At 56.6% G+C, this 26,152-nt stretch carries 31 protein-coding genes; 19 read left to right on the top strand and 12 right to left on the bottom strand.

The annotated features are described in order from the left end of the window. Window positions 1–10 precede the first annotated feature (10 nt). From prfB to rimI, 7 genes are all read left to right on the top strand, one after another. A protein-coding gene (gene prfB, locus ELY38_RS03365; RefSeq protein ID WP_127060082.1) for a peptide chain release factor 2 occupies window positions 11–1,109 on the top strand; the annotation gives its coding sequence in 2 pieces (ribosomal slippage) (window positions 11–85 and window positions 87–1,109; 1,098 coding nt in all). 34 nt (window positions 1,110–1,143) lie between these two features. Then, complete coding sequence (lysS, locus tag ELY38_RS03360) at window positions 1,144–2,655, top strand: lysine--tRNA ligase (RefSeq protein WP_127060081.1); 1,512 nt, start codon at window positions 1,144–1,146, stop codon at window positions 2,653–2,655. Window positions 2,656–2,718: 63 nt separating this feature from the next. Next, the gene (locus tag ELY38_RS03355) at window positions 2,719–3,105 is read left to right on the top strand and encodes a hypothetical protein (protein ID WP_126950774.1); all 387 of its coding nucleotides are present in this window, start codon (window positions 2,719–2,721) and stop codon (window positions 3,103–3,105) included. A gap of 130 nt (window positions 3,106–3,235) precedes the next feature. Next, window positions 3,236–4,639, top strand: coding sequence for an MFS transporter (locus ELY38_RS03350; RefSeq protein ID WP_127060080.1), 1,404 nt, complete (start codon window positions 3,236–3,238; stop codon window positions 4,637–4,639). 40 nt (window positions 4,640–4,679) lie between these two features. Continuing rightward, window positions 4,680–4,988: a BolA family protein gene (locus ELY38_RS03345; protein WP_127060079.1), complete on the top strand. Its 309-nt coding sequence runs from the start codon at window positions 4,680–4,682 to the stop codon at window positions 4,986–4,988. Continuing rightward, window positions 4,985–5,833 (top strand): hypothetical protein, encoded by an 849-nt coding sequence (locus tag ELY38_RS03340; protein WP_127060078.1) that lies wholly within the window; start codon window positions 4,985–4,987, stop codon window positions 5,831–5,833. Before ELY38_RS03345 ends, ELY38_RS03340 begins: the two co-directional genes overlap by 4 nt. Continuing rightward, window positions 5,823–6,272: a ribosomal protein S18-alanine N-acetyltransferase gene (gene rimI / locus ELY38_RS03335; protein ID WP_127060077.1), complete on the top strand. Its 450-nt coding sequence runs from the start codon at window positions 5,823–5,825 to the stop codon at window positions 6,270–6,272. Before ELY38_RS03340 ends, rimI begins: the two co-directional genes overlap by 11 nt. Here rimI and zapB read toward each other — a convergent pair. Then, complete coding sequence (gene zapB, locus ELY38_RS03330) at window positions 6,265–6,447, bottom strand: cell division protein ZapB (protein ID WP_126950769.1); 183 nt, start codon at window positions 6,445–6,447, stop codon at window positions 6,265–6,267. The genes rimI and zapB overlap by 8 nt on opposite strands. Before the next feature lie 94 nt (window positions 6,448–6,541). Then, the gene (rsmD, locus tag ELY38_RS03325) at window positions 6,542–7,162 is read right to left on the bottom strand and encodes a 16S rRNA (guanine(966)-N(2))-methyltransferase RsmD (RefSeq protein ID WP_127060076.1); all 621 of its coding nucleotides are present in this window, start codon (window positions 7,160–7,162) and stop codon (window positions 6,542–6,544) included. Between the two features lie 90 nt (window positions 7,163–7,252). On the opposite strand from rsmD, the gene ftsY reads away from it, so the two are divergent. The 4 genes from ftsY to rpoH all read left to right on the top strand — a co-directional run bounded on the left by ftsY (window position 7,253) and on the right by rpoH (window position 11,603). After that, window positions 7,253–8,791, top strand: a complete 1,539-nt coding sequence (gene ftsY, locus ELY38_RS03320; protein ID WP_127060075.1) for a signal recognition particle-docking protein FtsY — start codon at window positions 7,253–7,255, stop codon at window positions 8,789–8,791. Continuing rightward, entirely contained in the window at window positions 8,788–9,456 is a 669-nt protein-coding gene (ftsE, locus tag ELY38_RS03315; protein WP_127060074.1) for a cell division ATP-binding protein FtsE, read from the top strand. Before ftsY ends, ftsE begins: the two co-directional genes overlap by 4 nt. Then, window positions 9,453–10,502 carry a permease-like cell division protein FtsX gene (ftsX, locus tag ELY38_RS03310; protein ID WP_127060073.1) on the top strand — a complete coding sequence of 350 codons (1,050 nt, stop codon included), beginning with the start codon at window positions 9,453–9,455 and terminating at the stop codon, window positions 10,500–10,502. Before ftsE ends, ftsX begins: the two co-directional genes overlap by 4 nt. A gap of 234 nt (window positions 10,503–10,736) precedes the next feature. After that, window positions 10,737–11,603, top strand: coding sequence for an RNA polymerase sigma factor RpoH (gene rpoH / locus ELY38_RS03305; RefSeq protein ID WP_127060072.1), 867 nt, complete (start codon window positions 10,737–10,739; stop codon window positions 11,601–11,603). Between the two features lie 84 nt (window positions 11,604–11,687). Here the strand turns inward: rpoH and ELY38_RS03300 are convergent, their stop codons facing one another. From ELY38_RS03300 to coaBC, 6 genes are all read right to left on the bottom strand, one after another. Beyond that, window positions 11,688–11,987 carry a hypothetical protein gene (locus tag ELY38_RS03300; RefSeq protein ID WP_127060071.1) on the bottom strand — a complete coding sequence of 100 codons (300 nt, stop codon included), beginning with the start codon at window positions 11,985–11,987 and terminating at the stop codon, window positions 11,688–11,690. Between the two features lie 78 nt (window positions 11,988–12,065). Then, a complete protein-coding gene (gene slmA / locus ELY38_RS03295) occupies window positions 12,066–12,674 on the bottom strand; it encodes a nucleoid occlusion factor SlmA (RefSeq protein ID WP_127060070.1) in 609 nt (202 codons plus the stop codon). 21 nt (window positions 12,675–12,695) lie between these two features. Further along, on the bottom strand, window positions 12,696–13,595 hold the full coding sequence (argB, locus tag ELY38_RS03290) for an acetylglutamate kinase (protein ID WP_127060069.1): 900 nt from the start codon (window positions 13,593–13,595) through the stop codon (window positions 12,696–12,698). Window positions 13,596–13,673: 78 nt separating this feature from the next. After that, a complete protein-coding gene (locus ELY38_RS03285; RefSeq protein WP_127060068.1) occupies window positions 13,674–15,059 on the bottom strand; it encodes a phosphomannomutase/phosphoglucomutase in 1,386 nt (461 codons plus the stop codon). 36 nt (window positions 15,060–15,095) lie between these two features. Continuing rightward, the gene (gene dut, locus ELY38_RS03280; RefSeq protein WP_127060067.1) at window positions 15,096–15,554 is read right to left on the bottom strand and encodes a dUTP diphosphatase; all 459 of its coding nucleotides are present in this window, start codon (window positions 15,552–15,554) and stop codon (window positions 15,096–15,098) included. Window positions 15,555–15,588: 34 nt separating this feature from the next. Continuing rightward, the gene (gene coaBC / locus ELY38_RS03275) at window positions 15,589–16,839 is read right to left on the bottom strand and encodes a bifunctional phosphopantothenoylcysteine decarboxylase/phosphopantothenate--cysteine ligase CoaBC (protein WP_127060066.1); all 1,251 of its coding nucleotides are present in this window, start codon (window positions 16,837–16,839) and stop codon (window positions 15,589–15,591) included. 185 nt (window positions 16,840–17,024) lie between these two features. Between coaBC and radC the strand changes: the two genes are divergently transcribed. The 7 genes from radC (at window position 17,025) to ald (ending at window position 22,379) form a co-directional block, all read left to right on the top strand. Then, complete coding sequence (radC, locus tag ELY38_RS03270) at window positions 17,025–17,699, top strand: RadC family protein (protein ID WP_127060065.1); 675 nt, start codon at window positions 17,025–17,027, stop codon at window positions 17,697–17,699. A 245-nt stretch (window positions 17,700–17,944) separates the two neighbouring features. Beyond that, complete coding sequence (gene rpmB / locus ELY38_RS03265; protein ID WP_127060064.1) at window positions 17,945–18,181, top strand: 50S ribosomal protein L28; 237 nt, start codon at window positions 17,945–17,947, stop codon at window positions 18,179–18,181. Between the two features lie 26 nt (window positions 18,182–18,207). Then, window positions 18,208–18,363 (top strand): 50S ribosomal protein L33, encoded by a 156-nt coding sequence (gene rpmG / locus ELY38_RS03260; RefSeq protein WP_009098622.1) that lies wholly within the window; start codon window positions 18,208–18,210, stop codon window positions 18,361–18,363. A gap of 158 nt (window positions 18,364–18,521) precedes the next feature. Beyond that, complete coding sequence (gene mutM / locus ELY38_RS03255) at window positions 18,522–19,349, top strand: bifunctional DNA-formamidopyrimidine glycosylase/DNA-(apurinic or apyrimidinic site) lyase (RefSeq protein ID WP_127060063.1); 828 nt, start codon at window positions 18,522–18,524, stop codon at window positions 19,347–19,349. 47 nt (window positions 19,350–19,396) lie between these two features. Then, window positions 19,397–20,587 carry a class I SAM-dependent rRNA methyltransferase gene (locus tag ELY38_RS03250; protein WP_127060062.1) on the top strand — a complete coding sequence of 397 codons (1,191 nt, stop codon included), beginning with the start codon at window positions 19,397–19,399 and terminating at the stop codon, window positions 20,585–20,587. Between the two features lie 75 nt (window positions 20,588–20,662). Then, window positions 20,663–21,097 carry an acyl-CoA thioesterase gene (locus ELY38_RS03245; protein ID WP_127060061.1) on the top strand — a complete coding sequence of 145 codons (435 nt, stop codon included), beginning with the start codon at window positions 20,663–20,665 and terminating at the stop codon, window positions 21,095–21,097. 163 nt (window positions 21,098–21,260) lie between these two features. Continuing rightward, complete coding sequence (gene ald, locus ELY38_RS03240) at window positions 21,261–22,379, top strand: alanine dehydrogenase (protein WP_127060060.1); 1,119 nt, start codon at window positions 21,261–21,263, stop codon at window positions 22,377–22,379. A gap of 128 nt (window positions 22,380–22,507) precedes the next feature. Here ald and ELY38_RS03235 read toward each other — a convergent pair whose 3' ends face one another. Next, on the bottom strand, window positions 22,508–22,756 hold the full coding sequence (locus ELY38_RS03235) for a SlyX family protein (protein ID WP_127060059.1): 249 nt from the start codon (window positions 22,754–22,756) through the stop codon (window positions 22,508–22,510). Between the two features lie 110 nt (window positions 22,757–22,866). Between ELY38_RS03235 and ELY38_RS19510 the strand changes: the two genes are divergently transcribed. Further along, on the top strand, window positions 22,867–23,421 hold the full coding sequence (locus ELY38_RS19510) for a cold-shock protein (RefSeq protein ID WP_127060058.1): 555 nt from the start codon (window positions 22,867–22,869) through the stop codon (window positions 23,419–23,421). A 106-nt stretch (window positions 23,422–23,527) separates the two neighbouring features. Here the strand turns inward: ELY38_RS19510 and ELY38_RS03225 are convergent, their stop codons facing one another. The 3 genes from ELY38_RS03225 to dapD are packed head-to-tail and all read right to left on the bottom strand — an operon-like array spanning window position 23,528 to window position 26,098. Further along, entirely contained in the window at window positions 23,528–23,917 is a 390-nt protein-coding gene (locus tag ELY38_RS03225; RefSeq protein WP_127060057.1) for a hypothetical protein, read from the bottom strand. After that, entirely contained in the window at window positions 23,914–25,086 is a 1,173-nt protein-coding gene (gene dapE, locus ELY38_RS03220) for a succinyl-diaminopimelate desuccinylase (protein WP_127060056.1), read from the bottom strand. The genes ELY38_RS03225 and dapE overlap by 4 nt, the downstream gene beginning before the upstream one ends. Then, a complete protein-coding gene (gene dapD / locus ELY38_RS03215; protein WP_127060055.1) occupies window positions 25,073–26,098 on the bottom strand; it encodes a 2,3,4,5-tetrahydropyridine-2,6-dicarboxylate N-succinyltransferase in 1,026 nt (341 codons plus the stop codon). Before dapD ends, dapE begins: the two co-directional genes overlap by 14 nt. Window positions 26,099–26,152: the final 54 nt, after the last annotated feature.

The raw sequence follows: 26,152 nt of genomic DNA, 5'->3' as shown, positions 1-26,152 counted from the left end.
AGGGCGACCCATGTTGGAAACCAACCCGATTCACAACCAGATCAAGGACCTGTCTGAGCGGACAGACGTTCTTAGGGGGTATCTTTGACTATGCCGAGAAGAAAGATCGGCTAGAAGAAGTTTCCCGTGAGCTTGAAGACCCGAATGTCTGGAACGACCCGGACTACGCGCAAAAGTTGGGTAAAGAGCGCTCTTCCCTTGAAGCCATTGTGGCGACCATTGACGAGCTGGACCAGGGATTGGGCGACAGCCGCGACCTTCTGGAATTGGCCGAGATGGAAGAGGACGAAGGTACGGTTGAAGAAGTGCGCAAAGAGCTTGATGGCCTGCAGGCGGCGCTTGAGAAACTTGAGTTCCGACGCATGTTCTCCGGCGAAATGGATGCAAATAATGCCTATTTGGATATCCAGTCGGGCTCTGGCGGCACCGAGGCGCAGGACTGGGCCAATATTCTGCTGCGCATGTACCTGCGCTGGGCAGAAAGCCACGGCTTTAAAGCTGAGATAACCGAAATTTCCGCAGGCGAAGTCGCAGGTATCAAGTCGGCCTCGCTGCATATTCAGGGCGATTACGCCTTCGGCTGGCTACGTACCGAAACCGGTGTTCACCGGCTGGTGCGTAAAAGCCCGTTCGACTCCGGTGGCCGTCGCCACACGTCGTTTGCCTCTGTGTTTATGTCGCCTGAAGTGGACGATAGCTTTGAGGTTGAGATTAACCCCTCGGATCTACGTGTAGATACCTATCGCTCCAGTGGTGCGGGCGGCCAGCACGTTAACACCACCGATTCGGCGGTGCGGATCACCCACGAGCCTACCGGTATTGTGGTAGCGTGCCAGAACCAGCGCAGCCAGCATGCCAACCGTGACTTTGCCATGAAGCAGCTAAAGGCGAAGCTCTGGGAGCATGAAATGCAAAAGCGCAATGCCGCCAAGCAGGAGGCGGAAGACTCCAAAGCCGATATCGGCTGGGGCAGCCAGATTCGCTCTTACGTGCTTGATGACCAGCGCATTAAAGATTTGCGTACCGGTGTACAGTCCAGCAACTGCGACAAGGTCCTCGATGGTGATCTGGACCAGTTTATCGTCGCCAGTCTCAAGCAAGGCTTGTAATTTTTTTAGCGTTCGAACATGAATAGGGTGCCCCATGGCTAACCAAGACGCGTCTTCTCCTGAAAACGAAAACCATCTTATTGCTGAGCGTCGCGCCAAGCTCACCGCGCGTCGTGAGCTGGCAGCAGAGCAAGGTAAGAGCGCTTTCCCAAACGACTTTCGCCGCGACAGCCTGACCGTCGAGCTGCAGGAGCTGCTGGGCGATAAAGACAAAGCTGAGCTTGAGGCGCTTGATCACCAGGCCTCAGTAGCAGGCCGTATCATGCGCCAGCGAGGCCCATTTATCGTTATTCAGGACGTGGCGGGGCAGATCCAGCTTTACGTGGATAAAAAAGGCCTGCCAGCTGAGGTGCTTGAAGACATCAAGGGCTGGGATATTGGTGACATCGTGGCGGCGCGCGGCCCGGTGCATAAATCCGGCAAGGGCGATCTGTACGTGATGATGGTCGAAGCGCAGCTTCTGACTAAAAGTTTGCGTCCGCTGCCGGATAAATTCCACGGTCTGACTGATCAGGAGGCACGCTATCGCCAGCGCTATGTGGATCTGATCATGAATCCGCAGTCGCGCAAGGCGTTTGAGACACGGGCGGCGGTGATCAGCTCCATGCGTCGTTTCTTTGAAACGCGTGGCTTCATGGAAGTAGAAACGCCGATGCTCCAGCCGATCCCTGGCGGCGCCACGGCGCGTCCGTTTGTGACCCATCACAATGCGCTGGGCATGGATATGTACCTGCGTATCGCGCCGGAGCTTTATCTGAAGCGCCTGGTGGTGGGTGGTTTCGAGAAGGTCTTCGAAATCAACCGCAACTTCCGTAATGAAGGTCTTTCCACACGGCACAATCCTGAATTCACCATGGTCGAGTTCTACTGGGCGTATGCTGACTATAACGACCTGATGGACATGACCGAGGCGATGCTGCGTACCGCCGCCGAGGAAGTACTGGGTACCACCCTGCTTGAGTACCAGGGTGCCAGCTACGACTTTGGCCAGCCGTTCAAGCGTCTGACGCTCAAACAGTCGATTATTGATCACGGCGATGGCATCACGGACGCTGATCTGGAGTCGCTTGATGCGGCACGTGCAACGGCTGAAAAGCTAGGTATCAAGGTCAAAGACAGCTGGGGCCTGGGGAAAGTCCAGACGGAAATTTTCGAAGAAGTGGCCGAGCACAAGCTCGACCAGCCGACGTTTATTACCGAATACCCGGCCGAGGTCAGCCCGCTGGCACGGCGCAACGATGCCAACCCGTTTGTCACTGACCGTTTCGAGTTCTTTGTTGGCGGGCGTGAAATCGCCAATGGCTTCTCGGAGCTCAACGACGCAGAAGACCAGGCCGAGCGTTTTCGTGCGCAGGCCGCCGAGAAGGACGCAGGTGATCTGGAAGCCATGTACTATGATGCGGATTACGTGCGGGCGCTTGAGTATGGTATGCCGCCCACCGCTGGTGAGGGCATCGGTATCGACCGGTTGGTAATGCTGTTTACCGACAGCGCTTCCATCCGTGATGTGTTGCTGTTTCCGGCAATGCGCCCAGAAGTGGACTAAAAATTGGTAAGGGCGCGTTTTAGCGCCCATAATGGTCAACGTTTCGACGGCGAGGAGAATCCCATGAAACTGCTTAACCGCTCCGCTCTGAGCGTCAGGCCGACCCAGCCCTTTGTGGACTGGATCAATGCGCTGGAACCCACCATGGGAGACGACGACCTGACACTGGACGACGTCGAACGTGAAAGTACCATTTATCTGATTCCTGAAATGGATACCCCGGAAGCGCTGGAAACTTTTGTGCGCGACCGTCATGTCGAAATCCTTGAAACCGAGCTGCGCGCTTGGGAAGAGGATGAACGCCAATGGCCAGAGTCCCTTGACTGGTCGCTTTTTCAGCAATTTCTACGCGTCGAGCACAGCTATCTCGCCATTGATCTGGATGATGAGACGGCGCTGGAAATTTCTGACGTTGATGATGCTTTATTGCTCGACAGCGAGCAGGATTAACGCGCAGCGCTTCCAGTGCGCCCTGCCTGACAAGCCCCTAGGGGCTTCACGGCATGAGCGCTTGTTGACGTTAAAACCGGCTTAGGCCGGTTTTAACGTGTTAGTCGTTTCGTTTAGGAACATCCCACCCATGCGACTGTTTGAAACACGGCCTGGTGATGACGGCCTGCCTGGGCCGGAGCGCGCCTTAGCGGTGCTGGCCCTGATTACCGGCACGCTGATGGCGGTGGTGGATACCACCATGATCAATCTTGCCTTGCCTACCATTGCCGCGGATTTGGACGCATCGGCGTCTCGCGCGGTATGGATCACCAACATGTTTCAGGTGGTGTGTGCCGCTTTCCTGCTGGTGTTTGCCGGGATCAGCGAGCTTGTGACGCGCAGGCGTATTTACCTGTTTGGCCTGACCACCTTTATGGTGGGGGCGTTGGGTGCCGCACTTTCACGCAACCTGGAAATATTGTTGTTATTTCGTGCGCTGCAGGGCCTGGGGGCGGCAGCGACTCTGTCGATCGGCCCCTCGCTTTATCGGGCTATCTTTCCTTCGCGCCTACTGGGCAGCGCGCTGGGGTTAAGTGCACTGGTCGTGGCCGGTGGTTATGCCGCTGGGCCGACGCTCAGTGGGGTGATTCTTTCTTTCGTGGATTGGCCATGGCTGTTTGCGCTCAATCTGCCGTTGGGGCTGTGTTCGCTATGGCTGGCTAGCCGTGCGCTGCCGCGAGACAAGCCCCGCCAGGGCAGCTTTGATTTTCTGGGCGCACTGCTTTCCATGCTGATGCTGGCAAGCTTCTTTTTGGCCATGGATGCCGTAGGGCACGCAGCACCTTTCTGGCAAGTAAGTGCCTGGGTGATTCTTTCCATCGCAAGCGGTACGGGTTTTATTACACGCCAGCGTCGCGCGCCGTACCCTTTACTGCCACTGAGCGTGTTTGCCGAAAAACGCTTTACCCTTGCCGTTTCCGCCTCAGGCCTTGCGTTTATAGGGCAGGGGCTGACGTTTGTGGCGCTGTCGTTTTTCTACCAGGAACAGATGGGCTTTACGCCTCTGGAAACCGCCTGGCTATTTACGCCTTGGCCACTGGCCATCATGTTGGTAGGGCCGCTGGCAGGCAGGCTTGCCGACCGCATCAACCCCAGCGTACTTTCCAGCGCCGGGCTCGTGTTATTGATTGTTGGGCTGGTGGCTCTGGCGCTGGTGAATGAGTCGATGGGGGTGGTGGAAAGTTTATGGCGCACGGCGCTATGCGGAATTGGTTTTGGCCTGTTTCAGCCCCCCAATAATCGTGAAATGATGTCGAGCCTGCCGCCTGAGCGAAGCGCCAACGTCTCGGGGGTGATGAGTACCGTACGCACCGTTGGTCAGTCGATTGGTGTCGCCTTGGTGGGCGCTGCCCTGGCACTTGGCCTGGCGGTTCAGGTAACCCTTTGGTTGGGGGCGGCTACGTCCTTTCTTGCACTGTTGGCGAGTCTTTCAAGAATGTCGTATGCCCGGCGCGCGCTCGTTGAGCGTCAGACATCGTCGTGTGGCAAGTAAGCGCGTACAATAAAAACGTTGAATGTCGAGGAGAGCCTACATGACAGTACAAGCACAGATTGAGCAGAAGTTGACGGCGCTAACGCCTGACGTACTGCATGTGGAAAACGAAAGCCATATGCATAATGTGCCCGCCAACTCTGAAACTCACTTCAAAGTGACGCTGGTCAGCGATGGCTTTGACGGTCTGATGCCAGTCAAACGCCACCAGAAAATCTATGCCCTACTGGCAGACGAGCTGTCGGGGCCAGTACATGCCCTGGCGTTACATTTGTATACGCCAAAAGAGTGGCAGGCACGGGGCGGAGAGCGTCCGGACTCCCCCAACTGCCGTGGCGGCGGCCAGTGACACCTGAGGTTACGAGGCGCCACTACCTGGACGCCATGGGTATTACCGCCTGGGCGTCGCGTTACCAGTTGCCTAATGCGCTGCCGACAGAAGCTTGCGAATGGGACGATACCCCGCCGGAAAAAACGCCCCCGCGTGAACGGCTGCAAGCTCTGCTTGACGACGCGCCAGCGGCACGTGGAGAACCTGTTCGGCTGTCTCAGGAAGCCGAGCAGGCTACCTCTGAGTCGTCTCCTTCAGCGGTGCGTGCGCTGCTTGGCCAATCCGCGCCGGCTGAGCCCGTCGACAAGGCGGCGGTTGAAACATCCGCTGAGCCAACGCCCAGCGCGTCACCTGTCGCGCCTGCCAAGCCGTTGCACTTTACGCTTTCCTGCGTGTGTATCGGCAACCGTTGGCTGAGCTTGCATTCTGGCGAGCTAACGCCTCAGGCGCAGCGCCTGCTAGGTAATATCTTGCACGCTTCAGGCATTGAGCTAGACGCGCTGCCCGACATCACGCTATTCAAATGGCCGCCTATGGCCAATGTCTTCGCTGCGCAAGAGCCGCTTGAAGAAGCTCGAGAAGGGCTTACAGCGTTTATCGCGGGCAGCGCAGGTCGAAAGCAATGGGCGCTGGAACGCGTGCTCTGGTGGGGAGGTCAACACGACCCGGGTGCGACAGATATACTGCGCGTATTGGACATCCAGGACGTCCGCAGCCAGACGCTGGCGCTGCCGGTATGGCAAGGGCCAACGCTTGAGAGCCTGTTGCAAAGCGGCGCTGCCAAGCGCGACCTCTGGCCTTCATTAAATGAGCTGGCCCCTCACTGGCAGAGCCATGAGCAAGGCCAGCCAAATGACGACTGAGCTTCAGGAAAAGGACTACGCATCGCTGGTAGCGCTTGAGGCTCAGGCCCAAAGCGGTGCAAGCGATGCTCTGCTGAAGGAGGCACTAACCGGCACCAGTAACCACTGTATTCTGGGGCGCTTTCAGGAAGAGGTACTGGTAGGCTATGCGGTGCTTGCCCGCCTGCCTTTTGACGCAGAGCTTCAGGCGATTGGCGTACTGCCAGCCTGTCGTCATTTGGGAATGGGCAGCGAACTCATGCAGGCGGTGCTGAAAAAAGCCGTTGAGTGGCAAAGCGAGCGTTTGCTGCTTGAGGTGCGTGCGGGCAATAGGGCCGCTATCAGCCTCTACCGGCGCATGGGATTTGACCTGGATGGGCAGCGCAAAAACTACTACCCGGCAGTTAAGGACACCGCCGGGCGTGAAGACGCGCTGCTAATGTCGCGGGCGCTTAGCTAGCGCTGCCTTCAAACTTGCTTAACAGGCTGTTCAGGCGACGTTCCCATTCTTCGCGCTCCTGCTTGAGCTTGGCGTTTTCATCGCGCAGCTCTTCATTTTCCAGCTTCATCATTTCCAGTGCTTCCACCGTATCGGTGACTTTCTGTTCGAGCTGATTGAACAGTTCCAGACTCATGTAAACCTCCAGGGTTAAAAAACGAACAACAGGCGTGCCAACAGGGGCGAATGAGGCGAGCGTAACGCTCGCAGGCGCTGTCGGCAAGCGCTGTTTAGGGTGTTTGTCGTTGGTAGAGACGGGCCGTGCTTTCTCCTGCCTGGGTTTCACGGTGCAGCTGCCAGTTAGCCGGAACGGAAGGCGTGAGAGTGCGTTCGGTTTCCAGGTAAATCATGGCATCGGCCGAAAGCCAGCCAGCCTGTTCCAGCGCGCTGCAGCAAGGGGCGGCTAATGCTTGATGAAAGGGTGGGTCGAGAAACACCAAATCATAGGGGCTTGCCGGTTGGCCGAGAAACAGCAGCGCATCGCGTGGGGTAACGTACCCGCGAGTAGCCCCAAGCGTGGCCAGGTTTTGGGTAATATGCGCCGCCACGGTGCTGTCACGTTCGACAAAGTCCACGTGAATGGCACCACGGGAAAGCGCTTCGATGCCTAACGCGCCGGTGCCTGCAAACAGGTCCAGCACACGCTGGCCGTATAGTTGCTGGCCTAGCCAGTTGAACAGTGCTTCGCGCACTCGGTCAGGGGTTGGACGTAGTCCCGGGCGGTCGAGTACGGGTAACTGGCGGCGCCGGTAGTCACCACCGATAATACGTAACTTACCCGGCTGCCGGGAGGGCGCGCCATGGGAAGCTGAAGAGCGAGAGCTTGAGCGGGGAGAGCGTTGTCGTGTCATATCGGGGATTGTAGCGGGCTACTTATCCAAAGTCTTGGTTGGCGGTGGTAGGATGGTCACAATGTTCACCTTTCAAGTCGGATGACAACCATGTTTGGTTTTTTCAAGCGTAAGAAAAAGCATGACTCCCAGGAGTTACAGCAAGAGGAGTTGCGCCAGGAAGAGCTGGAGCAAGAAGAGCTACACAAAGAAGAACGGCAGAAACAGGATGCCCCGGAACAGCTGCACGGCGAAGAGCTGCTTGATAAAAAGTCCCAGGAGTCGCAGGCCGAGACCCACCCTGCTTCCGGGCCTGAGATCGAACCAGTGCCTGAGCCTGATGTTGATCCGGTTACACCGGAGCCCGAGATTAAGCCGGAGCCTGCTCCTGAGCCCAAAATCGATCCGATTAAACCGGAACCCGAAATTAAGCCGGAACCTGCTCCTGAGCCCAAAATCGATCCGATTAAACCGGAACCCGAAATTAAGCCGGAACCTGCTCCTGAGCCTGAAATCGATCCGATTAAACCGGAGCCCGAGACCAAGCCGGAGCCTGCTCCTGAGCCTGAAATCGATCCGATTAAACCGGAGACCAAGCCAGAGCCTGCTCCTGAGCCCGAAGTCGAGCCTGTCAAACCGGCGCCAGACCTCCAGCCTGAAGCGAAACCAGTGCTTCAAGAGAAGCCGGTGGCCGCAAAGGCTGAAAAACAGGGCTGGTTTGCACGCATTAAGTCAGGCCTGGGCAAGACCCGCGCCAATCTGACCGACGGCATCGCCGACCTGTTTTTGGGTAAGAAGCAGATTGATGAAGAGTTGTTGGAAGATCTGGAGACCCAGCTGCTGATGGCTGATGTGGGGATCGATGCCACCAGCGAGATTATCGAGCGACTGGAAGCGCGTGTATCGCGCAAGGAACTCAACAACCCCGAGGCACTGTACCGTGGCTTGCAGGAAGAGCTGGCCGCCATGCTGGGGCCGGTCGCCGCGCCGCTTGATCTGCAAAAACAGTCGGATGGCCCGTTTGTTATTCTAGTGGTTGGCGTGAACGGGGTGGGAAAAACCACCACCATCGGTAAACTCACCCAGCGTTTTCAGCGCGAAGGTAAGAGCGTCATGTTGGCGGCCGGGGATACCTTCCGGGCGGCGGCGGTTGAGCAGCTTAAAGTGTGGGGCGAGCGCAACAGCGTGCCGGTTATTGCTCAGCATACCGGTGCTGACAGTGCGTCGGTGATTTATGATGCCGTGGCCGCTGCTAAGGCGCGTGGGGTGGATGTACTGATCGCCGATACGGCGGGCCGCTTGCACAACAAGAGCCACTTGATGGAGGAGCTGAAAAAAGTTCATCGCGTTATGAAGAAAGTGGACGGCACTGCACCCCATGAAGTCATGCTGGTACTGGATGCGGGTACCGGGCAAAACGCGATTGCTCAGGCGAGCACGTTCAATGAAGCCGTGCCAGTCACAGGAATCACACTCACCAAGCTGGACGGCACAGCAAAGGGCGGCATTATCTTTGCCTTGGCCAAGCAGCTAAAAACGCCTATCCGTTTCATTGGTGTGGGAGAGGGACTAGATGACCTGCGTCCCTTCGAAGCCGAAGACTTTGTCAATGCCCTGTTTGACCGTCAAGGGGATGATGGCCGCGCATGATTGCTTTCGAGCATGTCGGTAAGCGCTATGGAGGACGCTTTGAAGCCTTGGCCCACCTGGATTTTCGCGTAGAACGCGGTGAAATGGTGTTTCTGACCGGGCATTCCGGGGCGGGCAAAAGCTCCTTGCTGCGCTTGATCATGCGCCTTGAAAAGCCCAGCCGGGGGCGAGTAATGGTCGCCGGGCATGATATTGCTCAGCTTCATGCAAGCCAGGTGCCTTTTTATCGACGCCAGATAGGTGTGGTCTTTCAGGACCACCAGCTGCTGTTTGACCGAAGCGTGTTTCACAACGTGTCATTGCCGCTTGAAATTCAGGGCATCGAGCCACGAGAAACAGCGCGCCGGGTACGTGCCGCATTGGATAAAGTCGGTTTGCTGCACCGCGAAAAGGCGCTGCCCGTAGAGCTTTCCGGCGGCGAGCAACAGCGGGTGGGCATTGCCCGCGCGGTGGTCAACAAGCCTTCGTTACTGCTGGCCGATGAGCCAACGGGTAATCTGGACCCACAGCTCTCTGCTGACATCATGGCGCTTTTTGAAGACTTCAACCACATCGGTACTACGGTCATGATTGCAAGTCACGACTTGGCGCTGATTGCCCGCTTGCGTCACCGCATTTTGCGTTTGCGTGAAGGGCGCCTGGTGGCCGACGAGAGGGCCGTATGAAACCGTCAACGACACCTAGGCGCCCCAGGGGAGCTGCGCCAAAAGCGTCCAAGGAGAGAAGCAGGGTAGCTCCGCCACGCCAGGAGTCGCCCAAGCGGCGTGGTGCCAACTCCCAGCAGGCCCGGCTTTCGAGCCGTTTGCGCGCCTGGGGGCGTCACCATCGGGCAATGAGCTGGGACAGCTTTTATCGTCTGGTACGCCATCCGGTTGGCAACCTGCTCACCATGCTCGCGATTGCGATTGCTCTGGTACTCCCTGCTGCCTTATGGCTAACCCTGGACAGCGCACGTTTGCTGGATGCTGAACTGGATGAGAGCGCTACGCTTACCGTATATTTACAGCCCGCGATAGACCCGGGTCAGGCCGAGCGTATTGAACAGGCGGTAAGTGCGGAGCAGGCAGTGCTTGATACTCGCATGATCAGCGCTGAGCAGGGTATGGCCGAATTCCAGCGGTCGCTGGGTCTGGATGATGCGCTGGCAGGGCTTGATGATAACCCGCTACCGGCAAGTATTGTGGTACGGCCGCAAGACGTGGAGACCGCCGCCATGCAGCAGCTGGCCAGCACGCTGGAAGCGCTGGCGGGGGTTGATGAAGTGCGGGTTGATTTGGCATGGGTAGAGCGCTTGCGGCATCTGGCAGCCCTTGGGCGGCGGGTAGCGCTGGCGCTTGGCGTGCTGTTCGGGCTTGGGGTGCTTCTGGTCGTCGGCAACACCATTCGACTGGCGGTAGAGAGTCGACGTCGAGAAATTGAGGTGGTCATGCTGATTGGGGCGACCCACGCCTTTGTTCGTCGACCGTTTCTGTACAGCGGCGCCTGGTATGGCCTGGGCGGTGGGCTTTTAGCACTGGGCCTGCTCGGGCTAGGAAATCACTGGCTATCGTTGCCTGTCGCGGCACTGGCGGCAAGTTATGGCGCGAGCTTTTCACTACCACAGTTGGATATGACTGGCGCTACAATTTTGCTATCCTGCAGTACGCTATTAGGCTGGTTGGGGGCTTGGCTGGCAGTTACCCGTCATCTCACCAGCATTCGCCCACGTTAAGAACTCATGCAGTGTCTGCTAACGGTAACAATGTTTCATTATCCTACCGTCGCATCGCAGCAGAGATATAGCATTAGAAACATGATAGTAACAATATAGTAGACAAGCGCAACAGACCTGCATCCAAGTGAACCTTGTCAAGCAGGTAGAGTCTTAGAGATTAAATTGAGGCGTACAGTGTGATTTCAACCGCATACGCCAACCACGATAGATTGATAGGGAGACCGTTTGCATATGAGCACTAGTCTTCTACCGGTGGGACAGCTTTCTCCAGGCCATGACCTGGGCGGCTATATTCGAGCGGTTAACGGCATCTCGGTGCTGAGTGTTGAAGAAGAGCGAGAGCTTGCGTTCCGCTTATACGATAAAGGCGACCTGGAAGCAGCGCGCCGCTTGGTGCTGTCGCATCTGCGTTTTGTGGTGCATATCGCCCGCAGTTACTCAGGCTATGGGCTGCCTCAGGCTGACCTGATTCAGGAAGGTAACGTGGGCTTGATGAAAGCCGTTAAGCGTTTCGACCCCAACCAAGGGGTACGCCTGGTATCGTTTGCAGTGCACTGGATCAAGGCTGAAATCCACGAGTTTGTGCTGCGTAACTGGCGAATTGTTAAAATTGCCACGACCAAGGCCCAGCGTAAGCTGTTCTTCAACCTGCGCAGCGCTAAAAAGCGTCTGGCGTGGTTGAATAACGACGAAGTCGATGCCATTGCCAGGGATCTCGATGTCAAGCCGGAAGTCGTACGTGATATGGAAGGGCGTCTTTCTGCTTATGACGCAGGCTATGACGCCTCGCCAAGTGATGATGAAGAGAGCACTTATCAGGCACCGGCTTACTTTCTGGACGACGCTTCGGCAGACCCGGCCATGCAGCTTGAAGACAGCGATTTTGAGGAAGACTCAACGCGTCGTTTGCAGCTGGCGTTGAAAGGGCTGGATGAGCGTTCGCGGGATATTTTACAGCGCCGCTGGCTGACCGATAACAAGGCTACGCTGCATGATCTGGCCGATGTTTACGGTGTCAGCGCCGAGCGAATTCGGCAGCTGGAAAAGAACGCGATGAAAAAACTGCGCCAGAAAATGGGCGACGCCGTGGCGGCTTAAAACGCTATTAGCGTACAAAAAGACCGGCGCTGCCTTGGCAGTGCCGGTTTTTTATACCTGCCAGGCAAGGCGTTCAGTGCTGATCTATATGCTCTTGGCAAACTGTTTCCAGAGCCAGCCACCAGGCATGGCTAATGCTATAAAGGCACACGCCAAGGCCGGAGCTGCGAAATCTAGAAAAGAATCCAACGACCAGTGGTTGAACAACCCATAGAGATACCACACCTCGTTAGCGCCTCCACCGGCATATTCGTGCTGGGCAATCTCTCGTCCTAAAAAGACCGCGACAATTAACGACCCCGCCACCCAGCGACCCACAAACGGCCAAAGCAGGGCTTGAAAGAGTAGGGCGATAAAGGTGTGTTCAAGGTGGGTAATATTCAAAAGAGCCTTCCTTTGGCAGAGATAGCCCTTAAACATTTAAGCGGCCAACTACCTTGTCGGCCATCTTACCGTTATGTTTTAGGCCGCCTGCGGTGCTTCGCGCAGCAGTTGCCCGGCAAGCAGCGGCCACTGATCTTCCCAGTATTCGGTAGGCAGGCGTTTGAAATCGCTGCGTACATATTGCGCAATACGCCCCTCGGCTTGGGCAATCAATAGATTGGCGGCCGCTGACGCGGGGATGCGTGGGCGGCGCCCTTCGCGAAGTTCGGCTTCGCGAATAACCTGCTTGAGCTGTGTTTCCATGCGTTCGAACAGCTGATGAACCCGCAGGCGCAGGCGGGCGGTTTCACCGGTCAGGACATCACCCCCCATTACACGGGCGAGCCCGGGGTTTTTTTCGGCAAAGCCCAGCAGTAGCGCCAGAATATTGCCGCAGCGCGCGGTGGCGTCGGGGACTTCTTCTAAAATCCGCCTAATACGCGCAAAGATGCTCTCTTCGATAAAATCGATTAAGCCCTCGAACATCCGCGCCTTACTTGGAAAGTGGCGGTAAAGCGCCGCCTCTGAAACGCCTACTTGGCGCGCCAGTGCCGCTGTGGTGATGCGTTTTCCGCTGTCCTCTTCAAGCATTAAGGCAAGCGCCTGAAGAATCTGCTCGCGGCGGCGAGGTTTACGGTCGTCACTCATGACGTTAGCCCTCCGTCGCGGTTAGCTCGCGTCAGTAATAAGAGTGCCTACCCCAGCGTTGGTAAAAATTTCCAGCAACACTGCGTGGGGAACGCGCCCATCAATAATATGCGCACTGTTAACACCGCCTTTCACCGCGTCCAGCGCGCAGCGTATTTTAGGCAGCATGCCGCCGTAAATGGTGCCGTCGGCAATCAGCGCATCCACTTGAAGCGTACTTAACCCGGTCAATACTTCGCCTTCGCCGTTCATCAAGCCTGCCACATTGGTCAGCAGCATCAGCTTTTCAGCGTTGAGCGCCTCGGCCAGCTTGCCAGCCACCAGATCGGCGTTGATGTTATAACTGTGGCCTTCGTCATCTACGCCGATGGGGGCAATTACGGGAATAAAGTCGCGGGCTGCCAGCATCTCGATCAGGTCTGTCGAGATCGATTCCACTTCCCCTACATGGCCGATATCGATAATTTCGGGCGCAGTCATCTCAGGGCTTTGATGCTCAACCTTGAGCTGACGAGCACGAATTTGAGCGCCATCCTTGCCCGTCAGGCCAATCGCTTTGCCTCCGCTTTGATTGATCAGGTTAACGATGCTCTTGTTAACCAGACCGCCCAGCACCATTTCTACCACATCCATGGTTTGCGAGTCAGTTACTCGCATGCCGTTCACAAAGCGTGATTCGATATTCAGTTTTTCAAGCAGACTGCCGATCTGGGGGCCGCCGCCGTGAACTACTACCGGGTTGATGCCTACCTCTTTCATCAGCACGATATCGCGTGCAAATGAGTTGATAAGCGTATCTTCCGTCATTGCGTTACCGCCGTACTTGACCACGACGGTTTTACCGGAGAACTGCTGAATATAGGGAAGTGCTTCGGAGAGCACTTCCACAACGACCTTTGGGTCGCGACTGGTTGGATTCATGGTGTTGTCCCTTGCTTACTGTTTTCTTTTACTCGGATAGTAGTAGCTAACGGCATTGTTATCGTATCTGCCGAGTGTTTAAACCGGCGTTACAGGAATCTCAAGTGATGGCGCAACGCGTGCGAGTGCATTGGCAAAGCGTTCCCTTATACGCGCCAAAGCTTCCCTGTCCTTCCCTTCAAAACGCAGCACCAGGGCAGGCGTGGTATTGGAGGCGCGGCATAGGCCCCAACCGTCGGGGTAGTCAACGCGGATACCATCCAGCGTGGTTTTGATACCTTCGCCGAAGTCGCCCTCACGGGCAAGCGCTTCTATCAGGCTAAATTTCTCTTCGTCGCTTACGATTATATTGATTTCCGGTGTACTTGGATCCTGAGGAAAGCGGTTAAAAAAGGCGTCTGCATCTTCATTATGAAGTGCCAATATTTCTAACAGACGTGCGGCGGCATAAAGACCATCGTCAAAACCATACCAGCGCTCCTTGAAGAAAATATGCCCGCTCATCTCGCCCCCCAGCTGCGCATTGGTGGCCTGCATGCGCGCCTTGATCAGCGAATGGCCGGTGCGCCACATTTCAGGTTCGCCGCCGGCCTCGCTGATCACCCGGGCAAGATTGCCGGTACACTTGATATCAAAGATCACGCGGGCGCCGGGATGACGGGTAAGCATGTCGGTCGCAAATACCATCAGCAGATGGTCGGGGTAGATCATTCTGCCGCGCGGGGTCACCACACCCACTCGGTCGCCGTCGCCGTCAAAGGCAAGCCCAATATCAGCGCCTGTTTCTCGAACCTTATTGATCAGGTCCTGAAGATTTTCAGGTTTGCCGGGGTCGGGATGATGGTTGGGGAAATGGCCGTCGATCTCGGCAAACAGGGCGGTGGTTGTGACGCCCAGCTGCTCAATCAATTGCGGGCCAAGTTCGCCCGCCACGCCGTTGCCGCAATCCACCACGGCTTTTAGAGGCCGCTTGACGTGGACATCGTCAAGGATACGGGCAAGGTACGCGGCGCGTATATCCAACGAGCGAACGCTGCCCTGGCCGCTGGCTAAGTCATTTGACTCAATGCGCTTAAAAAGCGCTGTGATCGCGTCGCCAGAAAGCGTCTCACCGGCCAGTACGATCTTGAAGCCATTGTAGTCCGGTGGGTTATGGCTGCCGGTGACCATTACGCCCGAGCGGCTGCCGGGCAGGGTGTGGGTGGCGAAGTACAGAACCGGGGTAGGTACCATGCCTATGTCGATAACATCGCACCCTGCGGCCATTAAGCCGCGGATCAGTGCCGCCTGAAGGGGCGGACCGGACAGGCGCCCATCACGAGCGACAATCACGCTTTGCTCGCCGCGAGCAGCTGCCTCAGTACCGATGGCGCGGCCTATCCACTCGGCGGTGGATTCACTCAGCGTTTTATCCACAATACCGCGAATATCGTAGGCGCGAAAAATCGAAGCAGGTACGTTCATGGCTATTTCCTGTCAATACGTAGCGTTACGGCGAGACTACTGGCGGCCGGTGCTACCAAAGCCGCCGCTACCCCGGGTAGAGTCAGTAAACGCGTCAACGATGGAAAGCTCAGCCTGTACCACGGGTACGAGTACATACTGTGCCAGCCGCTCGAAGGGCGATAGCGTGAAGGCACTTTGCCCGCGGTTCCAGACCGATATCATCAGCTCGCCCTGGTAGTCGGAATCGATCAGGCCTACCAGGTTGCCCAATACGATGCCGTGCTTGTGACCTAGTCCTGAGCGCGGCAGAATCATGCCCGCAAGGCTCGGGTCTTCAATATAGATGGCAAGCCCTGTCCTCACGAGCTGGCATTCGCCGGGCGTGAGCGTCAGCGGCTCGTCGAGCAGCGCGCGCAGGTCCATACCGGCCGAGCCTTCGGTGGCGTAGTGCGGCATATAGTCATGCAGGCGCTCATCAAGCACTTTGCACTGCAGGCGGGGGCGGGTCGTCATGAATGGCTCCAACATTAAACAGGTAGTTCCAACATTAAACAGATAGTAACGCCAGCGCCTGGCGAATAATGCCCTGCGCCAACTGGTTTTTGGGTTGAGCGGGTTCGGTACGCTGTTGGATGCCTTCGGCAGTGCGCCAAAGCAGCAGTGCCGCGTTGTCATTGCTGCCAAAGCCCAGGCCCGCTTGAGAGACATCATTGGCAACAATCATATCAAGCCTCTTACGGCGGAGCTTGTCGTGCGCGTAGCGCTCGATCTGCTGGGTTTCTGCGGCAAACCCGACCACCAGAGGGCGCTTTTCAGCCGTCAGGGCGGCTACTTCTGCAATAATATCCGGGTTCTTTATCAGTGTGAGGGTAAGCGTGTCGCTATCTTCCTGCTTTTTAAGCTTGTGCTCGGCAGGTGATGCCGAGCGATAGTCGGCTACTGCCGCGCAGCCGATAAACAGCGCCGCCTCCGGCGCCAGGCGCAGAGCTTCTGTGTGCATTTGCTGGGCAGACTCAACATCGATGCGCGTTACGCCATGAGGAGTGGGTAGGCTCACCGGTCCGCTGATAAGCGTGACTCGGGCGCCTTGAGCCACGGCGGCGGCGGCCAGAGCATAGCCCATCTTTCCCGAGCTGTGATTGGAGAGATAGCGTACCGGGTCCAGCGCTTCGCGGGTCGGGCCTGCAGTAATCACCACGTGGGGACCGCGGCCGGGCGCAAAGGCAGTGGTAAAGTGGTTCGCCACCGCTTCGAATATGGTGTCAGGCTCGCTCATGCGCCCTGGGCCTACATCGCCACACGCCTGGTCGCCTGCGGCAGGGCCAATCAGTTGCCAACCATCCTGCGCTAGCTGCGCTACGTTACGCTGGGTCGCCGGCTGGTGCCACATGGCCTGATTCATCGCCGGTGCAATCAGTTTGGGAGCTTCGCTGGCCAAGCACAGTGTGGTGAGCAGGTCATCGGCCATGCCGTGAACCAGCCTAGCGATCAAATCAGCCGTCGCAGGGGCGATCAGGACAAGATCTGCCCAGCGGGCGAGTTCGATATGTCCCATCCCAGCCTCGGCTTCCGGGTCAAGGAGCGAAGTGCGCACCGGCTCGCCAGAGAGCGCCTGCAGTGTCAGCGGGGTGATAAATGCCTGAGCACCATCGGTCATAACCACACGTACCTCGCAGCCCGCTTGCTTGAACAGGCGCACGATCAGCGCGCTTTTATACGCTGCAATGCCCGCGCTTACACCCAGTAAAATACGTTTGCCGGCAAGCATCGATAGCGTTGATGGAGTGTCAGAAACCATGGCAGGAGATCCACATGAGTATTCTTTGGGAGGCTTACCATACCATTCAGACTGTCTATTTTTGTATGAAAACTGTCGTTGCCTTGCGCGTTTGGTGCAAATTTTAGTTTGGTAAATTGTGGCAGACAACAAGTAAGCTAGGTTTACTGAGCTTTTGATGAGCGCAGACAAAGCAAGGAGAATAGATGGGAATCAATCACTGGCCAGAGGGTGAGCGGCCACGGGAAAAGCTTTTAACCATGGGCGCACAGACGCTTTCAGATGCGGAACTCTTGGCGATTTTCTTACGTGTGGGTGTCCAGGGGCGCTCAGCGGTCGACTTGGCCCGCGATTTGCTGACAACGTTTGGTGGCCTGCGCCCACTCCTGGAAGCGGATCAAGCCAGCTTCTGCGCCGCCCATGGGTTAGGCAGTGCCAAATTCGCGCAACTTCAGGCCACGCTTGAAATTTCCAAACGCCATCTGGCAAGCCAACTGGCCCGGGGCAACGCGCTGACCTCGCCGGAATTGGTACGCCATTACCTGAGTTCACAGTTGCGCCACTTGGGGCATGAAGAGTTCGCGGTAATTTTTTTGGATACGCAGCATCGAATTATTCGCTATGAATCCCTATTTCGCGGTACCCTAGACAGCGCATCCGTTTACCCCCGCGAAGTTGCCAAGCGCGCATTAGAACTTAGCGCTGGCGCCGTAATCCTGGCCCATAATCACCCCTCCGGTGTGGCTGAGCCAAGCGATGCTGATCGTCGTATTACCGACCGCTTGAAAGAGGCCCTTGGTCTCTTTGACGTGCGCGTACTGGATCATTTTGTGGTGGGGGATGGAGACGTGGTCTCGTTTGCCGAGCGCGGCTGGCTATAGGCAGCAAATGAAAAGCACGCGTGTAGCGCTGGCTATTCAGCGGAAATTACTCAAAAACGGCTTTTTTTAGCCTCTTTGGGCGGTTTTGCTTGCCGGTAGTCGGGTGCTCTGGTATAAAGTGCCACCTTTAAACTTGGGTTGAATAACGGATTTGGGTACAGCTAGGCGGTTAACTGCGTCGACTCCCTCCCTGCTCCGGTTTGCCCGACAGTTTTGAACAACTCGCCAAGCGGTTGGAGGCTCTCATGTCCAAAGTATGTCAGGTTACCGGCAAGCGTCCGGTAACTGGTAATAACGTTTCACACTCCCAGCGTAAGACACGTCGTCGTTTCTTGCCGAACCTGCACACTCACCGTTTCTGGGTTGAGTCTGAAAACCGCTTCGTCAAGCTGCGCGTTTCCTCTAAAGGTATGCGTATCATTGACAAGAAAGGTATTGACACGGTTCTGGCTGAAATCCGTAAGCGCGGCGACGCCATCTAAGAAAGCATTTTTGGGAGAGTTAAACCATGCGCGATAAGATCAAGCTGGTGTCCAGTGCCGGTACAGGCCACTTCTACACCACTGATAAAAACAAGCGGAACACGCCGGACAAGTTCGAATTCAAGAAATACGACCCGGTAGTCCGTAAGCACGTTATCTACAAGGAAGCCAAGATCAAGTAATCGCGTAAGCGATGACGATCGGCTTCCACTGCAGGCGAGTGCCTGTTGAAAAACCCGGCCCATGCCGGGTTTTTGCATACATGGGGTTTGTATGCGTACGTTGTTGCTGGCGGCATTACCTACCTTGTATGTACCGATATCGTTACTAGGTCCTCTTCATGCCTGAACTGCCCGAAGTTGAAACCACCAAGCGTGGTGTTGCTCCCTATCTTGAAGGTCAGGAAATTACCGAGGTACGTGTCCGCCAGCCTCGGCTGCGTATCCCTGTGCCTGACGACTTGGCTGAGCGCCTGATCGGCGCGCGTATTGGCACCCTGACCCGACGCGCTAAGTACCTGCAAATTCCCGTGCAGCAGGCAGATAACGAGGCAACGCTGCTGTGGCACCTGGGCATGTCGGGCAGTTTGCGTATTGCGCAGGTGGGAGATATTCCCAAAAAGCACGACCATATTGATGTCGTAACGGCCAGCGGCCACATACTGCGCTACCATGACCCCAGGCGCTTTGGCTTTGTGGATTGGCAGCTGGGTGATGGAACAGCGGATAGGCGCCTGGTTCACCTAGGGCCGGAGCCGTTTGATGAAGCCTTCAACGGCCAGTGGCTCTACCAGCTGTCGCGCGGTAAGCGTGTTGCGGTGAAGCCCTTTCTGATGGATAACCGAGTGGTCGTCGGGGCAGGGAATATTTACGCGACCGAGGCGTTGTTCATGGCGGGTATTGACCCACGGCGTGCTGCTGGGCGTATTTCCCTGGCACGCTATGAGATGCTTGCCGCCGCTGTCAAAGAGGTGCTGGCCGCTGCCATTACCCAAGGGGGCACTACGCTGCGCGATTTTGTCAGTGGCCAGGGCGAGCCCGGCTACTTTGCCCAGCGGCTAAATGTATATGGGCGTCAGGGCCAGCCCTGCCTGCACTGTGGTGTTGAGCTTCGGCGTATTACACTGGGCCAACGTTCCAGTGTCTATTGCCCTGGCTGTCAGCGTTGATGCTGCCCGCACCCACTTTTTTGTTGTCTACGCTTTTGGAGACTGTTGTGACCCAACGCCTGCGCTTGAATAAAAACGCCGATCGCCGCTTGAAAGCCGGCCATCTGTGGATCTACTCCAACGAAGTGGATATTAAAGAAACGCCTCTGAAAAACTTTACCGCAGGCGAGGCCGCGCTGGTTGAAGCCTCCAATGGTAAAACCCTGGGTGTGGCGTATATCAACCCGCATTCGCTGATTGCTGGCCGCGTGATGTCCCGCGACCCGGAAATGCGTCTGGACCGGTCACTGTTCGTACACCGCTTCAATCAGGCATTGGCTCTGCGCCAACGCCTTTATGCCAAACCGTTTTATCGCTTGATTCATGGCGAGGGCGATCTACTTCCCGGGCTGGTGATTGACCGGTTTGGCGACGTACTAGTGGTACAGCTGAACACGGCAGGTATGCAGGCCTTGGCCGATGAAATCGTAGACGCGCTTGAGAAAGTGATCAAGCCTGAAGTAATTGTCTTCCGTAACGACACCGGTGGGCGTCGTCAGGAAGGCTTGGAAGCGCATGTAGAGGTAGTAAAAGGCACGTTGCCTGATGAAGTTGTCATTGAAGAGAACGGTACGCAGTTTGTTGTACCGGTACTTAACGGCCAGAAGACCGGCTGGTTCTTCGATCACCGTGAAAACCGCGCATGGCTTAATAACCATGTGGCTGGCAAGCGCGTACTCGACGTGTTCAGCTATATAGGCGGCTGGGGCGTTCAGGCGGCAGCAAGTGGCGCCTCTGAAGTGTTGTGTATCGATGCTTCTGGCCCGGCGCTTGAACAAGTGGCGCGTAATGCCGAGCTTAATGGTGTTCAGGAGCAGGTAGCGATTGGTGAAGGCGATGCCTTTGAAGCGCTGGCGGCGCTGAAAGCCGACGGCGAACAGTTTGATGTGGTAATCCTTGATCCACCTGCGTTCATCAAGAAGCGTAAAGACATTCCCAACGGCGAACGGGCCTATGCACGCCTGAACCGTGAAGCCATGCGTCTGCTGGGCCGCGACGGCCTGCTGCTGTCCGCATCGTGCTCCATGCACCTGGCAACAGATCGCCTGGTTGACGTGGTACGCGGGTCAGTACGCCATCAGGACCGCCATGGCCAGGTGATTTTCCAAGGCCATCAGGGCCCCGATCATCCGGTGCACCCAGCAATTCCGGAAACGGCCTATCTGAAAGCGCTAGGCGTTCGGGTATTTCGCGATTAACCCGCTGGGATAGCCAGGCATCATCAGGACGCGATAGCGGTTGGTAAGCAAGAGACACGGTGAAGGAGAGGAATCATGGAATGGGCGCTACCTGATCCCTTCGTGATCAATATTCACGTTAACGAAGCATCTATTGATGCTTACCTGCACGTGAATAACAGCGAGTATCTGCGCTGGGTCGAGCAGATCAGCTGGGCCCACTCCGAAGCCTTGGGACTATCTATCGAGCGCTATCGCGAACTGGACCGCGCTATGGCGATTCATCGCCACGAGCTCGACTACTTGGCTCCAGCGTTTGCAGGCGACGCGCTTGCGCTTGCTACCTGGATTGTCGAGTGTGATGGCCGCTTTACTCTGACAAGGCGCTTTCAGCTAAAGCGCCTTGAAGATGGCAAGACTCTGCTGAATGCACGTACCCGGTTTGCGTGTATCGCCCTTTCCAGCGGGCGGCCTAAACGCTTACCTGGGGAATATCAGGCCATTTATGGTGCAGCCCAAGTCGCAGAGTAACGGGAAATATTAACTAAAGTGCAGTAAAACAGTAAATATAGCTCTCATAAAGCGCCGTGATGGGCGCTTTTTTTGTTTTAGCTCAGGGTGGTAGCGGCAGTCTCTCGCTGTGCTGTAATGCAAGAAGCGTATTGATTAATTTACCACAACAGGAGATGTCGCTATGCATATTGCCGTTCCCAAGGAAATCAAGAATCACGAGTACCGCGTGGCATTGACGCCTGCCGGAGCGCGTGAGCTTACTGGCCGTGGCCATGCGGTGAGCATGCAGGCAGGTGCGGGTGAAGGCGCCGGTTTTAACGATAGCGACTATGAAGCTGCCGGGGCGCGAATTGAGGGTGATGTCGAGGCACTGTGGCAATATGCCGAGCTGGTGTTGAAAGTCAAGGAGCCTCAGGCGGAGGAAGTGGCGCGGCTTACATCTCGGCATGTGCTGTTTACCTACCTGCACCTGGCCGCTGAGGAAACGCTGACGCGCGGGCTTATGCAAAGCGGGGCTACCTGCATTGCCTATGAAACGATTACCGATGCTCAGGGCAAGCTACCGCTGCTTGCTCCCATGAGTACCGTAGCCGGGCGTATGGCCATTCAAGCAGGCGCCCATAGTCTGGAAAAAGCCCAAGGCGGCTCGGGCGTGCTTCTGCCGGGCGTGCCCGGTGTAGCGCCAGGCAAGGTAACCGTGATTGGCGGTGGCGTGGTGGGTGAAAACGCTGCCCGCATGGCCTTGGGGCTGGGTGCGGATGTCACGGTTCTGGATAAGTCGCTGGCGCGCCTGGATATGCTGGATGAACGGTATCAGGGGCGCATCAAAACGGTTTACTCTACGGCAGATGCGTTGGATCACGCCGTGCGCGAGTCCGACATGATTGTAGGCGCTGTGCTGATTCCTGGAGCTGCAGCGCCCAAGCTTATCACCCGCGCTATGCTTGCTGATATGAAGCCTGGCAGCGTGCTGGTGGATGTGGCAATTGATCAGGGCGGCTGCTTTGAAACCAGCAAGCCTACCACCCATGCAGCGCCCACCTACCTGGTGGATGGCATTGTGCACTACTGTGTGGCCAACATGCCGGGAGGCGTGGCACGCACCTCGACGCTGGGGCTAACTAACGCCACGCTGCCATTTGTACTCGCGCTTGCCGACAAAGGCTGGCGTGAGGCGTTAAGCGATGATCGCCACTTTTTGCCCGGGCTTAATGTACATGCAGGAAAAATAATCTATCCTGCCGTAGCGGATGCCTTTGGGCTTGAGCGCGTTGATCCGGCGGGCATAGTAGGCGGCTAGTTAATTAGTCGTCACTAGCAGTATTTCACCCCAGAGCCATTCACCACAGAGCAATGCTGCTCAATAAGTCGGATATGCTGCTTGATGGTGGAAAAGATGGGGTGCGTAAGAGCGTGTACGGGTGCCATCTAATAGTGAGGGGGCACCTCGTCTTCCGGGCGGCCCGCTCCTTGGCTGTCACCGCTGTGCAGGGCCTGATGCTGTTCGCGCAGGCGTTCGCGCATCAAAGTGCTGATCTGCTCGAGCTTTTCGAGTCGGCGTTCTTGTTGCGCGACCGCCTGATCAAGGGTGTCCAGCCAGTGTTCCTGGTAGGCAAGGCGGCTTTCCAGCGTTTCAAGATGTTGGGCTAGCTCAGCAGGAGAAAAGTCTTGTGTCATGGTAACATGGCAACCTTGTGTAGTATGTCCGGTACTGTTAGGAATGGGCCTGATAGTTCGGGTATTGTCCTTCGTCTGTTACCCATACAACAAGAGAGCTTTTATTATCTATGAATCAAAAAGTTGTGTTTCGCTGTTTATTGATCAGTGTATTACTAGCCGCCCCCACGCCGCTCTTGCTGGCGGGGATTGTTCATTTAACCAACACGCCCCTGGCTGAATTATGGCAGGCTGAAATAGCCATTAGCGGTGTAAGCGGTATCTATATCGCCGTTGCCTTGGGTAGTTTTATCGTTTTGTGTATTGGTACGCTGGCCTCTGCTGCGCTGGCTACGCCAGTGGTGGTAACGCCGGGTGTAGAGCGTTCAGATGCTGCACGTGTTAAAGCTGCACCTCGCCAGTCTCAGCCTGTCGACGAAATGGACGATGACGAAGAAGATGTCATCGACCCCAACGATGGCCGGGAAGAGGGTGAAGTGAAGTGGTTTAATACTAACAAGGGCTATGGCTTTATTACCCGTGATAACGGTGAAGATGTGTTCGTTCACTTTCGCGCTATCCGTGGCCGCGGCCCGCGTATGTTGGCAGAAGGCCAAATTGTGCGTTACCACGTCATCAAGAACGACCGTGGTTTGCAAGCCGATGATGTGAGTATTATTGAGTAGAAAGTAGTAGCGAATAGTACATTCACAAGTGCTTTTCTAGCGTAACCACAATCGACCCCGCCCAGGCGGGGTCGATTGTTTTAGCACTGCACGAAGCGCAATTGGGTTAACGTCCTGAATCCGGCCATTCAATAGCGCCTTCCTTGCCACCCGGTAGTACTTGCCAGAAACGATCAGGATCAGCGCCCGGGTGCCAACCGCCAAGCGAGCAGCGAATTTCCGTTTGGAGCGCTTCAGCAGCATGCTGTGCGCACTCCTGATCAGTCATCCACGGCGTATTAGCGCTATCAAACCATAGGCTGGCAAAGCCGTCGGCCACATTTTCCACCAGCAGTACGGGTACGTCTCCGCCCTGGTAGATGCCGCGCGTTTTCCATTTGCCCTTGCCTGCCGGGCTAAGTGGCGCCGCCAGGAGCGTCTCAGCAAGCCAGGCGTTCAGCGTATCGTGGGAAACGCTCGCGATATACACCTCGATATCCGGATAGCGCTCCATCATACGCTTACCTCATCATCTGTCAGCAGCGCCTGAAGCGTTGCCTCGTAGATCCGGCTTAAATCATCCAGATCACTGGCGCGTACGCGCTCGTTTACCTTGTGAATGGTGTCGTTACGAGGGCCTAGCTCGACCACCTGAGCGCCCAGTGTGGCAATAAAGCGCCCGTCGGAGGTGCCGCCGCTGGTAGATAGCGCGGGGCGTTCACCAGTAACCGCTTCTACGCCTCGAATGGCCGCATCTACCAGCTCGCCTTCTGCGGTTAAAAATGGCTCGCCGTTCAGCGTCCAGTCCAACTGATACTCCAGGCCGTGCTGGGTCAGAAGGGCTTCCGTACGGGCTTTAAGCTGTTCATGGGTCACTTCTGTCGAGAAGCGGAAGTTGAATACCACCTCGACCTCCCCGGGAATCACGTTGGTGGCCCCGGTGCCCGCCCGCAGATTGGAAATCTGGAAACTGGTAGCCGGAAAGAAATCATTGCCCGCATCCCAGTGCTCATTGACGAGCGCATCCAGCGCAGGCATAGCCTGGTGGATCGGGTTACGCGCCAGGTGGGGATAGGCCACATGGCCCTGAATTCCATGGATGTGCAATACGCCGCCCAGAGAACCACGCCGGCCATTCTTGATCACATCGCCAAGACGTTCAGTAGAGGAGGGCTCGCCCACAATACAGTAATCAAGCCGCTCGTTGCGTTCGCGAAGCAGCTCGACCACGGCGCGAGTGCCGTCTACCGCCGGGCCTTCCTCATCAGACGTAATTAAAAAGGCGATACGGCCGTCGTGATCCGGGTAACGGGCTACAAAGCGCTCAACGGCGGTCAGCATGGCGGCCAAGCTGCCCTTCATATCCGCAGCGCCACGCCCGCAGAGCATGCCGTGTTCATCAATACAGGGTGAAAATGGCGGAAATTCCCAACCGGTGGGCGGCCCGCTAGGCACCACATCGGTATGGCCGGCAAATGCAATGACCGGGCCGTGGTGGCCGCGTACGGCCCAGAAGTTCTGCACATCGCCAAACGGCATGGGCTCGATATGAAAACCGAGCGCGGTCAAGCGCTCGATCATGATGTCCTGGCAGCCTTCATCATCTGGCGTCACTGACGGGCGGCTGAGCAGCTCGAAGGCAAGCTGTAGCGTTGGCGACAGTGTGTCAGGCTCAGTTATGGGCATGCAGTGCCTCGTTCAGCGCAATGGCGCTTTTATTGGTCAGGCACTCAACACGGCCATTTTTAGAGTTGCGGCGTAGCAGCAGATCGTTTTGGCCTGCCAGTTCACGCGCCGCCAATGTTTTAACCTCGTTACCTTGGTCGTCCAGCAGGGCCACTTTGGTGCCTGCTGTGACATACAGGCCGGACTCTACCGTGCAGCGATCGCCCAGCGGAATGCCGATACCCGCATTGGCGCCGATCAAGCAGCCTTCGCCAACCTTGATAACGATATTGCCACCGCCTGAAAGCGTACCCATGGTGGAGCAACCGCCCCCCAGGTCAGATCCTTTGCCAACCATGACACCCGCTGAAATGCGGCCTTCAATCATGCCGGGGCCTTCGGTGCCTGCGTTGAAGTTCACAAAACCTTCATGCATCACCGTGGTGCCTTCGCCTAGGTGCGCTCCCAAGCGAACTCGTGCGGTATCGGCAATACGAACGCCAGTCGGCACCACGTAGTCGGTCATTTTGGGGAATTTATCCACGCAGTCGACAGACAGCGCGCGACCGGCCAAGCGAGCTTTGAGGCGACGCGAAGGCAGCTCTTCGATATCGATGGCGCCTTCGTTGGTCCAGGCAATATTGCGCAGCAGGCCAAACATGCCTGTTAGATCAAGGCCGTGCGGCTTGACCAGACGGTGCGAGAGCAGATGCAGCTTAAGGTATACCTCAGGGGCGGTTTGCGGCGCCTGATCGGTTTCCAGAAACATGGCCACCAGCGGGCGCTGGCTGGCGGTGAGTGACTCAGCAAGCTCGGCCTGTTCAGGATAGCCCGCGGCTTCAAGCGCCTTGGCAAGGCGGGTGCAGTCTTCCGGCAAAAAACTGACGGCTGCATTGCCCTGGGGCGCATCAAGTGCTTCTCTGGCAGCGTTAATCAGGCTTTCCTGCGGACTGTAGAGCGGTGCCGGGTAGTAAACTTCCAGCCAGTCGCCTTGAGTGTTCTGCGTGCCAATTCCAAGCGCAAAGCTCAGCATAAAATATCATCCTATCGTTAATAGCATCGTTAACCTGGGGTTAACGGAAGTCAA

Source organism: Vreelandella nanhaiensis (assembly GCF_003990185.1).
Lineage (GTDB): Bacteria > Pseudomonadota > Gammaproteobacteria > Pseudomonadales > Halomonadaceae > Vreelandella > Vreelandella nanhaiensis.
This window is presented reverse-complemented; position numbering and strand designations above follow the sequence as displayed.